The 12,211-nt window shown below is 57.5% G+C and carries 10 protein-coding genes; 7 read left to right on the plus strand and 3 right to left on the minus strand.

What is annotated here, in order from left to right; all coding sequences use genetic code 11:
- Positions 1 to 7: 7 nt before the first annotated feature.
- The gene (locus ACQKOE_RS01675) at positions 8 to 649 is read right to left on the minus strand and encodes a S24 family peptidase (protein ID WP_036527693.1); all 642 of its coding nucleotides are present in this window, start codon (positions 647 to 649) and stop codon (positions 8 to 10) included.
- Between the two features lie 484 nt (positions 650 to 1,133).
- Between ACQKOE_RS01675 and ACQKOE_RS01680 the strand changes: the two genes are divergently transcribed.
- The 7 genes from ACQKOE_RS01680 to ACQKOE_RS01710 all read left to right on the plus strand — a co-directional run bounded on the left by ACQKOE_RS01680 (position 1,134) and on the right by ACQKOE_RS01710 (position 8,039).
- Positions 1,134 to 1,376 carry a hypothetical protein gene (locus ACQKOE_RS01680; protein ID WP_427511267.1) on the plus strand — a complete coding sequence of 81 codons (243 nt, stop codon included), beginning with the start codon at positions 1,134 to 1,136 and terminating at the stop codon, positions 1,374 to 1,376.
- Positions 1,373 to 2,467, plus strand: coding sequence for a DNA adenine methylase (locus ACQKOE_RS01685; RefSeq protein WP_427511268.1), 1,095 nt, complete (start codon positions 1,373 to 1,375; stop codon positions 2,465 to 2,467). The genes ACQKOE_RS01680 and ACQKOE_RS01685 overlap by 4 nt, the downstream gene beginning before the upstream one ends.
- Positions 2,464 to 4,695, plus strand: a complete 2,232-nt coding sequence (locus tag ACQKOE_RS01690; protein WP_427511269.1) for an Eco57I restriction-modification methylase domain-containing protein — start codon at positions 2,464 to 2,466, stop codon at positions 4,693 to 4,695. The genes ACQKOE_RS01685 and ACQKOE_RS01690 overlap by 4 nt, the downstream gene beginning before the upstream one ends.
- Positions 4,688 to 5,284, plus strand: a complete 597-nt coding sequence (locus ACQKOE_RS01695; protein WP_427511270.1) for a hypothetical protein — start codon at positions 4,688 to 4,690, stop codon at positions 5,282 to 5,284. The genes ACQKOE_RS01690 and ACQKOE_RS01695 overlap by 8 nt, the downstream gene beginning before the upstream one ends.
- A 226-nt stretch (positions 5,285 to 5,510) precedes the next feature.
- Positions 5,511 to 6,410: an AAA family ATPase gene (locus ACQKOE_RS01700; protein ID WP_427511271.1), complete on the plus strand. Its 900-nt coding sequence runs from the start codon at positions 5,511 to 5,513 to the stop codon at positions 6,408 to 6,410.
- 24 nt (positions 6,411 to 6,434) lie between these two features.
- Positions 6,435 to 7,718, plus strand: a complete 1,284-nt coding sequence (locus ACQKOE_RS01705) for a 5-methylcytosine restriction system specificity protein McrC (RefSeq protein WP_427511272.1) — start codon at positions 6,435 to 6,437, stop codon at positions 7,716 to 7,718.
- Between the two features lie 90 nt (positions 7,719 to 7,808).
- Positions 7,809 to 8,039 (plus strand): hypothetical protein, encoded by a 231-nt coding sequence (locus ACQKOE_RS01710; protein ID WP_427511273.1) that lies wholly within the window; start codon positions 7,809 to 7,811, stop codon positions 8,037 to 8,039.
- A 10-nt stretch (positions 8,040 to 8,049) separates the two neighbouring features.
- Here the strand turns inward: ACQKOE_RS01710 and ACQKOE_RS01715 are convergent, their stop codons facing one another.
- Both ACQKOE_RS01715 and ACQKOE_RS01720 read right to left on the minus strand, forming a co-directional pair.
- Positions 8,050 to 10,752 carry a conjugal transfer protein TraG N-terminal domain-containing protein gene (locus tag ACQKOE_RS01715; RefSeq protein ID WP_427511274.1) on the minus strand — a complete coding sequence of 901 codons (2,703 nt, stop codon included), beginning with the start codon at positions 10,750 to 10,752 and terminating at the stop codon, positions 8,050 to 8,052.
- A gap of 33 nt (positions 10,753 to 10,785) precedes the next feature.
- The gene (locus ACQKOE_RS01720; protein WP_427511942.1) at positions 10,786 to 12,210 is read right to left on the minus strand and encodes a conjugal transfer protein TraH; all 1,425 of its coding nucleotides are present in this window, start codon (positions 12,208 to 12,210) and stop codon (positions 10,786 to 10,788) included.
- Position 12,211: the final 1 nt, after the last annotated feature.

Raw genomic sequence — 12,211 nt, forward strand, 5'->3', positions numbered from 1 at the left:
GGCCACCTTAGAGCGCCCGTCCGAACCAGAGAACCCGCCCAACGATATTGAGCGTCCGCTTCTCGAGACCGCGCCAGCTCGGATAGGCCGGGTTGTCGCTCAGAACCGAAGCGCGCTTGCCCTGCGGTTCGAGGGCAATCCGCTTGACGCTCAGCATGTCGTCCATCCGCAGGACATAGATCCCGTCTCTCAGGCGCGCCTGGCCGTCCCCGAGATCGACCATCACTTCGTCGCCATCATGAAGAGTGGGCTCCATGGAGTCGCCATGCACGGCGATGATCGACAGGCTCGATGCCTTGCTCGCGGTCAGCCGGCGTAGCCACTTCTCGTCGAAGCCGAATTGCGCTGATTTGGCTTCCATCTCCGCGAGCGCGCCGTGGCCGGCTGATGCCTCGACATTGAGCAAAGGCACATGGACCAGTTCGACGACCGGACCTGAACGACGGGCGGGGGCACCGAGAATTTTCTCATCGACCCCGAAAAATCGCGCCAGAACCGAGCGATCCTGCTCGTCCAGCTGCCGCGGGCTTCCGCGCCGGATGTACTGCTGGATGTAAGCGGCATTGCGCCCCAGCAGGCGTGAAACCGAGGAATAGTTCACGCCTCGCTTCTGAATGAGCTCGTCCAGGGCTCTTCGTGCGTCGTCCATGACTGCCAGTCCTATCGCGGGCGCCTAGGAAAATCGATCCTAGACTCTAGGAAGCCTTCCTAATAAGAACATACCAAGAACGCAAGCGTAAAGCGAGTCTACGGCCATGCAGCTTCTGGAGCAGATCGAGGAATATTTGGCGCGAACCCGGACGTCGCCGAGCACCTTTGGCAGGTTGGCAGTTGGGGACCCAAGGCTGGTAACCGATCTGAAGTCGGGTAGGCGGCCTCGTCGACGAACCGAGGAGCGCTTGCAGGGTTATATGAATGAAATCAGGGCAATTGATGGAGTCTGACAGTCTGTGCGATGCGCTCGCAAGCGATAGGCTTGCGTGAAGTTCGCACGATACAGGGTGAGCACAGGTGTTCCCGAGCGCGCCACCGGTAGCTTGGCTTCTCCGTCGCTGATCACATAGCTGCTACGGGTTCCGGCGGTCTACCTTTTGTGCAATAACGCAATTGCACAGGCATTTGCGGGGCAGTTCATGCGCTTTACTGACACCAAGAGCGAAACCCTGAACCTTCGGGTGTCCCCCACATTCAAGCGGGCATTGAAGGAAGCCGCAGATCATGAGCAGCGCAGCATGGTGAACATGCTCGAGGTGTTGTTGGGTGACTACTGCGACAGCAAGGGGATCGTCCCCCATGGATCGACAACCAAAATGACGCCCACATCAAAACCGCCACGTTCGAATCGCAGGTCAGAGGCTGGAGCGGCTGCAGAATGACCTTTCGCTATATTGGATCGAAATCGAGGCTGGTCGACCAGATCATCGATTACATAGGGGAGCCTAAAGCTGGGGGCTTCTTTGTGGACGCCTTTTGCGGGACCGGTGTAGTAGCCGAGGCCGCAGCTGCTCGAGGTTGGAATGTTCGGATAAACGACAGCTTGCACTCGGCAGTTATTTCTGCTGGCGCACGACTTATCAGCCATGAGCAAGCCGCCTTCAAAAGGCTTGGTGGCTATGCGGAGGCCATTGCCAAACTCAATGCCGCGAAGCCTGTCTTCGGCTTCATGTGGCGTGAATATAGTCCAGCATCATTTGACTCTTGTGGCCTCGAGCGGCGTTACTTCACTGAGGAGAATGCTGCACGTATCGATGCTATGCGGACGCTGATCGCGTGTTGGCGAGCTGCCGGTGAAATTAATGAAGTTGAAGAGCGGCTTCTAATTGCCGATCTCTTTGGCGCCCTCAATCGCGTAGCAAATATTGCGGGGACCTTCGGGTGCTTTCTCTCCAAGTGGACTAGCCAGTCTCAAGGAAAGATCGTCATGCGTTGCCGGGAATTGAAATCTACCAATGTCCTCGTGGAAGCCTCGGTTGGCGATGTTTTCGACGTGGTCAATGAGCTCCAAGACTTAGTGTACCTCGACCCTCCATACACAAAGCGCCAGTACGCCAGTTATTATCACATCCTTGAAACCGTGGCCTTGGGAGACGAGCCAGAAGTTGAGGGTGTAGCAGGCCTTCGGCCCTGGAAAGATCGGGCATCGGATTTTTGCTACAAAAGCCGCGCCTTGAAGACTCTTTCACGTTTGGTACAAAGCTTGAAAGCATCGAAAGTTCTTTTGTCGTATAGTAGCGAAGGCCACATTTCCATGGAGGGCATGAACGAGGAACTCTCTAAAATTGGAAAGTTCACGATGCATCCACTCGGATCAGTAGGTCGATACAGACCAAATAAGATCGCAAGCAAGTCTGCATCTGATGTGAACGAATTTTTGGTCATGATTGAGAAGTGTCCGGCTGCACCCGATATTATCCAAGTCGGAAAATTTAATGGCACAGAACCGGTTCTTTTGGAGAACTATGCATGAGTGCCCCCCGCCCCTTTGAAGCTGAGTGCCTCGCTCCGGTAGAAGCAGCCCTTACCAAAGCTTGTGGCGGCGTGCATGGAACGGCCAGCTTTGAACTTCGGCTGCAGGTATTAGAAGCTGCTTCGGCCCGCTTTGGCGGGTTCGACTTAGCATCGTATCATGAGGCGTTCAGCATTCGCAGCAAGAGACGGCCTTCTGAACTGATGGAGCTGGCCGCCCCCGTCGCGAGTGCAATTGAACGATCACCGATCCATCACGCCCTTGCATTGAGCGCACTTGCTAGGGAACCCTTGCACGAACATAACCGGAAGAACACTGGCGCCTATCACACAGACTTCCGACTAGCCACCAGGCTGGCGGAGCTTGCAGCGCCAAAATTGACTCATGAAAGTCGGGTTATCGATCCGGCCTGCGGCGCGGGGATTCTGCTGGCGGCGCTGACCCACGCGGTATGCGGCCTAGATCGGGCTAAAGCTGCTAAGTGGCTAGCGCACGGTGTCAACGCTGCGGACTTGTCAGCCAACTCGTTGCGGGCTGCCTTGCTGAGCCTGGCGTCTTTCACCGACGATGTCTCAGTCCTCAAAGCCATGAGAGCCCGTTGGCATTGCGGCGACAGTCTTATTGCAGATCACAATATATGGACCTCGATCTCTCCTGATGGCTTCGATGCCGTGATCGGCAACCCCCCTTGGGAGAAGGTTAAGCTGTCTCGGCATGAGTTCCTAAAATCTTCAGGCGCGCAGCGTCACTACGGAGACAAAATTCAGGAACTAGACGAGCAGCGCTTCGCCAAAAACCGCGACGAAGTTGCGAACTATTCACGCCTCTTGCTCGAGCGCTATCCCGATTTAGGTGCCGGCGAACCCGATCTTTATATTGCCTTCACCGATCTCTTTTTTGATCTCTGCAAGCCGAAAGGTGTTGTAGCTGCACTCGTGCCAGGTGGTCTAATTCGGTCACAAGGCACGCAGGCCATACGCCAGAAGATCGTCAACGCGAGCCAGAGCGTCTCGATGTCAATCATCGACAATCGCGCTCGGTTCTTTGCGATCGACACACGGTTTAAGTTTCTTGCGGTCGCTCTGGTCAAGGCTGGCTCCACCAAATGCAAGCGTGAACCCATCCAGCTCTTGCACGAACGCGGCACAGCAAAGGGCTTGGAAACAACAGGAGCAGCAACGATCGGTCGCACTGCCTTGGCTTCCGTAAGGGCTGATCTAAGTTTGCCTGAGGTGCGCAGTGTTCCCGAATGGAAGCTCTTCTGTAAGATCGTAGAGGCAGGCATAACGTGGGAGGAACCTGGCTTTGGCTGGACGCCAAAGTTCTGCCGCGAAGTCGACATGACCAAAGAGCGATCGAAATTTCTGAGTCATGCAGGTTCTGGAGTCATGCCATTGATCGAGGGCCGCATGGTCCAAGCTCATAGATTTGGCGTGAAAGGGCATGTGTCGGGCACTGGCCGTAGGGCTGTGTGGGACGCCTACCCCATTGGCGGCTCACAGCTGTCACCACAGTTTTGGATTCGTCGCTCGGCTGTACCCAAGGCAAACCAGTACAGGGCCGATTTGCTGCGGGTAGGCTTTTGCGACGTCGCGGGTCAGACCAATGAGCGTTCGCTGATGGCCGCCTTGATTCCTCCCGGCGTGGTGTGCGGCAATAAGGTTCCTACGATCCTTTTCCCTGAGGACCCAAGCGAAGAGAGGCTGTTGGTCTGGACCGCAATAGCAAACAGTTTTGTCTTCGATTGGATGTTGAGGCGCGTGCTCACAACCACTGTGAATTACTTCCTGCTGCAAAGTGTGCCGCTGCCGAGGCTAGCCAAAGAGGGCTTGCCATGGAAAAAGCTGGAAAGCGCAGCCCGCGAACTTCGGATGATCGACAACGCTGGAGTTTCGCGCGAAGCTTGCGAACGCATGGCCCAGCTTCGAGGAGAAATTGATGCTGAAGTGGCCGTAGCCTATGGGTTAGATTTGAAGGACATGGAGCTGATACTGCAAGACTTTCCAATTTTGGATCGAGGCCAGATTCCACTGCGGGGTGAGGCAAAGTCGACGATCACCCGAGACAGCGCGTTGGCGGCGGTGGCAAAGCGTACAGGGCGACGCTCTACAGTTTGGGCTCGTCGGGCGGAAGAGGCAAAGGCACTTGGGGCCTTGGCTTACGTTCCATCGGAACTTGCCTTGGGCGGAGACGAAATTGAAGAAGGGGGAAGCCAAAGTCATGGCTAGCAACGCCGGGCAAGTGGCCCGCATTCTGTACAAAGAAATTGTCCCGGGAGATCTCAGGAAGATCCTCGCTCAATCGAATGATGCCGATACAGGTGGCGGCGCTCGCGATTTTCGGTTTGGCTCGTACGATTTGCTTTTGCCAGTCATTAAGCAGATGTTTCCGAATACGATCAAAGAAAATCGAAAACGCAATGGATCTGTAATTCAGATCGACGTGTTTCAGGGTAAATTCTTTTGGTATAATGCTAGCAATCAGGTCGTCAGCAAAGACTCATTCTTTGAACCTCCAACCGATGTGCGCCCCTCGGAAGGGCGGATCGCGCGGGTACATGAATATGGCTGCTTCGATACTAGCCGTGTGCCCAGTGGGGGCGCTGGTAATCGCGTTTTGCTGTTGTTGATTCAGCTAACTGACCGATCAGTATGGCCTTATTATGCTGAGGAAAAGACACTCCGCACGCCGGGGGTTTGGGATCCCGTCGTGGCCAAAGAAATATTGGACTGCTTGGACGCCGTGCGTCCCAGTAACCGTGCCGTAATCGGATACAGGGATTTCACTAATGCGGGTCGTTACTGCAATGGCAAGTGATGATTGCAAGCAGGCCTTAAAGCTTCTCGCGCGTTCACGAAACGTATTGGTGTCAGGCGCGCCGGGTACTGGCAAATCGAGGCTCTTGGCAGAGGTCGCGCTGGCTTTCGAGACAGCCTTTGGCCTAGCCCCTGCAGGAGGGCCGCCTCAACACAACCCTGTCGGAGGAATCCCTATCCCACCTGCAGCAGGTGGGACTGTCAAGGATATCCCGGCTCCAGCCAAGATGAACCGCAAGGTTTTTCGAACAGTCTTTCACCAGAGTTCCAAATACCGCGATTTTGTTTCTGGAATCACCCCGGCAGTGAACAAGGCTGTAGGAAGTCCAGATTTTGCAATCGTTAAAGGTACTTTATATCGAGCGAGTGAACATGCCAAAGTCACCAATGGAGCTGCACTCTTAATCATTGACGAGATCAATCGAGGGCCTGCAGTGCAAGTATTTGGTGGCGCCATTGTGGCCATCGAATCTGACAAGCGATTGGCCGCTGATGGCTCTAAACGAGCCGAAACGCAATTTTTTGAAATCCTTGATCCTGTCAGCGGCGATGTGATTGAGTACGCCTTGCCCCACGACCTATACATCTTGGCAGCAATGAACCAGGCAGACGCCTCTGTTGAGCCTCTCGATGTGGCGTTTTTGCGCCGCTGGGAGCCGTTGCGGCTTGAACCGGACGAGAAAGCTTTGAGAGCCTTCTATGGCCTTGGAGCATTGGGCGCCGATGCGCTGCCCGAGGAGCCTGTCACATCGGCTAATGCTTTGGAAGCTTCAGTAAGAGCGTGGGTCGCCGTCAACGAGCAAATCGCCCTCGGTAGAGGCCCTGAGTTCCAGATCGGCCATGGCGTGCTCATGTCGGACGTGAAGCCTCAGGCACTGTCTTTGAGCGAAGCTTTGGGCATGCTTTGTGTTGGGTGGGCCAAAGTAAGGGCCCACATCGAAGAGGTATTCTTCGGCGATACCCGAGGAATTGCCGCTACCCTCAACGCACTGGATGGCCCGCTCTTCAATCCCTTTAAATTCAGCGAGACGACTTTTGCCGACGACCTTCGGTTCCGGCTTGAAGGCCCCACGAACTTCAACGAGGAAAACATCTATGCGGCCCTTAGGGCCTTTGCGAGGGGCTAGCGTTTGGCTCACACTCGCATTCGGTTGTCGCTTGTAGAATATGGCTCACCAGTCGATCTCAGTCATGAGATCGCAGCGTCTGTTGGCGTGGATCGGACCAAAGCGAACAGCCTGCTCACTGACGCTGGCGCACGCGCTGCTTCAAGCCTTGGGTTAAATTACAACCCAATCAGTGTGGATGGTAAGGGCGCGCGGGCTATCGACTTTGCAGGTCTCATCCGCTTGGCGCCCTCTGTCGAACTCGAAGTTGCACCGAAATTCTTGGGGCTTGATGAAGCCGATTCTGCCTGGCGAGAGGACTTTTTCTTTCTCTCCACACTCTCCAGGCATGGCCGACTTTTGGCTACAGAGCGCTTATCGGCTGCAGGTGGCGCACCTCGTGACCTTTCCACTTTGGTGGCTAGATCTATCACGAGCATGTACGATTCGCGGAAGCGAAGACCTCTCCGCAGTTACCGTAGGGTCAAGGAGGCTGACTTCTTTATTGATGGGGATCCGGATCCCGTGGATCTCATTTTTCCTTCGCCTGATGGTTTCGAACAAGAACTAACCCGCTTTGATCGGCGCAACGGATGGAACGCCGACATTGTTGCTGCAGCTAGAGAGCTACTGCCCGAGGTGAGCGACCCCTCCGTTGTTAGCGCGTTGGTGCGAATGATTGAAGATTTGTCCCCGCAAAACACCCCAAGCAATCGCCGAAAGTCAATCCCTGCACGGCACCGGGCCTGGAAGCCGTTGCACGAGCTATCGGTCGACGTGCTTGGGGGCCTTGGGATCAGCTATAAGCAAGGCAACGCACATGCCCCCGGCTATCTCGTCAGCACTTGGCGTGTTTGGGAGGACCTGTTGACGCTGGCAACGCGAATGGGCTTTGGTCGTTCAGCTGTGATGCCGCAAAAGGGCTTCCACCTAGGCACTAAGACCAAGATCAGCACAGGAAAAGTGAGCAAACTATCAGTATACCCTGACTGCGTACTTCTGGCGGATGGCTCTCGGCCAACCATGCTATTGGACGCCAAATATAAAGGCCACATAGAGAAGAGTCAGCTTCGAATTAGCGAGGCTGATATATACGAAGCTCTGGCATTTTCCCGAGCCACGGGCTGTAACCTCGTGGTGCTTGCCTATCCCGCGCAGCCAAACGAGCCATCCCGACCAGTGGGTACATGCGTTGTTTTCGAACGGGTCTTGGTGGATGATGTGCACATTGTTGGTGTCGAGATCGAAGGAAGATTTATTTCCAGAAAGGGGGCCCTGCGTGACTTCTCTGCCAACTTGGCTGCAGGCATTGTCGGACTATTCCCTTAAAGCGGAGTTTATCAGTAGGAGCCTAGAGGCGTCCATCGAATTTTCCTAGCTCCGCGCGAGTGTTTTTCCTATGTTCTAAGGGGAAACGAGATGAACGCGATCATGACGAATTTCGAAATTGATACCTCCAAGGCGCGCGGCGTCCCTAAGTGGGAAGGACTGTCTGAGATCGATCAGGCCATCCGCGACAACCGCTTGATGGAGTATCGGATCAAGAAGTCTTGGGCCGACCCGTGGGGGCGCAGGCTAACGATAGCGGTCTTGGTCGTCATTGCAGCTGGTTTCTCTTACTTGGCTGGTGCGTCATTCGGTCTGTGGTGACCGTTGCAGGTCACCACTCCTTCACATCATCCGCTGCTTCTGCACTGGCACCTTGGGCTCCCTTGGTGATCGCGTCCAGACGCCCCCTAGAGCCGGTAATCTTCTGGCGACCGGCCGCCTGAGCCCTTTGCACCTCTTCTTGGAGACCGCCAGCACCGACCCGTGGTACCGACCCGGAAGCTCCGCCACCGGTTTGTGCTCGGCCGCGCACCGATCCCGCGCCAGAGACCGCTGGACGGGATACGGGCAACCCGGGGGCGAGTACGAGGCGATCGTCGATCCCGTCGCGAAGTTGCTCGGCATAGCTTTCGATGAACTTTGCCTGCAATGCCTGGCCTTCCGGACTGAGTTGGAAGGTGATGTCATCGAACCGCGCATTGCCATAGAAATCGCGATTGCTTTCGATCTCGGCGAGACCCCATTCACGGTAGGCTTGGGACAGGTTAAGACTGCCTGCAGCACTGTTTCCTTCGAAGAAAGACGCCTGGCTCTCGAGACGATTGGCAAGCTCCTCGGCCCGACGAGCCTCGCTTGTGAAGCTCTGGGCTTCTGTCAGAGATGCGTTCATGCCGCTCGCGGTGCTCGAGATCGACGAGCTTGATGAGGTACTGACTGAGCGAACGAACCCATCGCGGGTGCTCGACCAACTGCGGCTGTCAGCCATCTGGGACAGGCTCCCGAAGATGCGCGAACGGTCTTCCGAAGCGATCCCGATGTCGCTATCGGTCCATGTACGTGTCCCGCCGCCCTTTAGGCCGACGTTAGCCGAAGCGACACCGTTCGAGATGCCCGCTTTGGCGCCGGCTTCACCACCGAGGAACCAGGCCGTTGAAATGTCATCGGCTGCTCTGCGCGATAGTCCGAATTGCCGCTGCAGACTGGTCGATGCCTGATCGACCTCGCTGAATGCGGTCTGGATGCTGTCGGAGTTCGAGGTGCCGGTCGCGCTCTCGAAGGATGCGCCGCGGCTGAACTGGTCCCTGAGCTCGCGGAACTTCGTGACGGCGCTGGTCGTCGATTCCGTCGCGACATTGGCATAGGTCTCGCTGTTGGAGCGGGCCTGCGATGCCATCGTCGAAAGCCGCGCCGTGAACTCCTGGCCGAGCGTCGGCGTGAAGGGGTAGCTGGAGGTCGGGATCTGGTCGTAGCTGCCATCCGGGAAGCTTGTGGTCATCGAGCCGGTGTCGCTGAATGTCCGCGTCTGCGGTGCACCATAGGTGAAGCTCGGAGCAATCGTGCCTTGGGCGAACTGGCGCGTGAGGACGCTCGAGTTTTCGAAGCTGCTGTTGCCGAGCGAGATATTGCCTGTGCTCGCCTCTCGGGCAGCTTCTTCCGCCGCGTTCTGGCTTGGGTTGAGGTAGCTCGTCGCATGGTGCGAGATTGCCATGGCACCCTTGGCCACACCGCCTGCCAGGAACGGAACCGAGGCGATGAGGTAGCCTGCCAGCAGACCGATATCGCTGTTCACGTCGGCCATGCCAGTGAAGCTAGCAAGGCTGAGGCCGTTGCTGCCTGTGACCGCGCTCATGTCGGCGGCGCCCTTGTACATCAGCATCATGTGGAGGATCACGAACAACGGTCCCCAGGCCGCGAGATAGAAGAAGCCCGTCACATAGCCCTTGAGTGCGACAGGCCCCGTCTTGGGAAGCAGGAACAGCGGGAACAGCACCGGGAATAGGGCGTAGAACAGCACGGTCAGAACGACGTTCAGGAGCGGGACCCACTTCATCGCGTTGCTTGCGATCGAACCATAGGTCCGCTCGGTTTGGATGTCGGCGCGGGTCTGGGCATAGACGTCGACATTGCCAGCGCCGCTGCTGCCGGACATCGAGTGCATGGCCTGGCTCATCGCGTTGATGGTCAGCGTCTGCTTGAAGATCTCAGTCGCATTCGCTGAGACCCCGGTCAGATACTGATAGGCCACCGGCAGATCGGCAAAGAGCTTGGCCTTGGCGAGCGCGGCTGTCTGGTTGGGGTAGAGCTGACGGCCAAACACCGATCCCATCGCGTCGACAAGCCCGGCCCATTGCGCATTGAGCGTGTCGTAGGCCTCACGGCAGGTCACGATGTTCGAGCTCACCTGGCCCGAGGTCGCATCGCGGGTCAGGAACCGTTGGGCCCGGGCCTGGCTGCCCGGTGCGATCGTCGCCCAGATGTCACCCGTCTCCGCCAGTTCTTTCATCGAGTAGCGGCCGAGCAGGACGTCGTAGAACACGCATTGCCGGAAATGCTCATCGAGATTGGCGGCGAACTCGGGATCGGAAATCCGCAAGGAGCGGGTCGCATCGTAGAGCCGCGCGCCGTAGATCATGCCGTTTTTCGAATAGTTGAGATCGCCAGGCAGGCCGAACACCACCTCGGCCGAGCCCGTCAGATAGTCGCCGACCTGGCTGGTGAAGCTCGCCATCAAGGCTAGGCCCAGTGGCACATTGCTGACATTGGCAGGCGCAAGGCTGGGGTTGAGCCGGTCGGTCACATGGACGTCGAGCCGCGGCACCATCAGGCAGGAGTAGATGAGCGTGGCGCCCAGGAACCAGTTGATCCAGGCGCGCCAGTCCTGGTTGAACGCCAGGGTCAGGGCGGACAGGCCAAGGCCCATCACCATGACCACCTGGAGCAGGCTTTTGTAGCCGCCGTTGCCGGTCCAGGCGGCGACTGCCTGGAAGACGTTGACCAGATAGTCCCCGCCGCCGACCGTGAAAATCTCGACCATGTCTATTGTCCCGCCTGGATGTGGTTGGGCCGGTCAGTGAGTGAGGGCGCGGCTCTGGACGCCGCGCGACCAGTCCAGCGATGCGGCCATTCCGGGTGACATCGAGGCAGCCAGCACGTTCTCAATGAATGCCGTCTTTTCGATGATCTGCAGCACCGCATTGACCTTGAGATGCGTGTTGGCCTGCCGGTCAGCGAGTGCCTGACGCACGACATTGACCTGGTTCTGCCACATCGCGATCTTCGCTTCGTCGGCCCCGATGAAGCTCGACATCGATCGGCCCGCCTCGCTGACGATGCGGTCGAGCACGGCAAACAGCAGATCGACACTGGCGATCTCGGCCAGGGTCTCGCGGTCGTCGGTCGGCATGCCGCGGCCATAGGCCGCCTGGACGGTCAGGATCTTGTAGAGCGGGATCGACGCGACCTGCAGCAGTTCCTTCTGCTCTTCGGTGATCGCTGTATCATCGCGGATCGCCTGAACCATCCCACCAATGAGCGCCGCGACGCGCGGCCGCAGCGCTTTCGATGCGGGCAGGCTCAGCGACTTGAAACCTGGGTTGAGGCACTTCTCCGTCTCGTCGCAGTCGAAGATCAGGACGTTGCCGTTCGTGGTGCCATCCAGCAGCGAGGTGACGAGCGTTGACGAGGCTTCGCCGACGATCGGCACGAACTTGCCCGGTTCATCGTCCTTGGGCGGCACGTAGATGATCGTGCCCAACAGCGTCATGGCATATTCGGCGAGCTCTTCGTCGAAGCGGCCTCCGGGCGAGAAGAACGCCGACTTCTTGAGGATCGTCCAGGTGTAGTTTCGCGGCACGCCGGGATTGACGTCGTCATACTTGCCCGACCCTTGCGCAGTCGTGTTCGAACGCTGCCCCCTGGTGCCGCAGCCGTGCTTGGCTGCGGCATAGTCGGTGAAGATGCCTTCGGAGTTGCCGATAGCTTCGCAGACGGCTTTGTCGGCAAGGTCGCCTTTCGGCCAGATCCCGCCCACCAATCCTTGTGCCATCTCGCAGGAATTGATGTTGAGGTTGTTCATGAGCTGAGCCTTCTGGCTGAACTCCTGCATGATCTTCGAACATTCCGGGCAGACCGTGTCGATCGCCAGGCTGAAGGCGAAGCCGACGGCATTGTTGGCGACCGCCTTCAGCATCGCCACGATCTCGCTCGCGTTGATGAAGCTGAAGGATCCCGCGAAAATGTCGATACCGCCGCACCCTGCGCGGGCGCGCGGCAGCTGCAGGTTGGCAATGTTGGTCGTCTTCTGGGGAAAGCGCGTCCAGACATTGCCGAGGCTGTAATAGCCAGCTGACTGCCCCTGGAACGCGGTCGGCCCGTTGACGTTGGCTGCGCCGCCGACGTCGTTCAGAAACGAGTCCATCGAACTGCCGACGTCGGCCGATGCACTGGTGAGAGGAAGGGTAGCTGCAAGGATCGCAGCGACGGCTCTTTTCATC

Origin of the sequence: Novosphingobium sp. NPDC080210, from assembly GCF_050281025.1 — a bacterium.
Lineage (GTDB): Bacteria > Pseudomonadota > Alphaproteobacteria > Sphingomonadales > Sphingomonadaceae > Novosphingobium.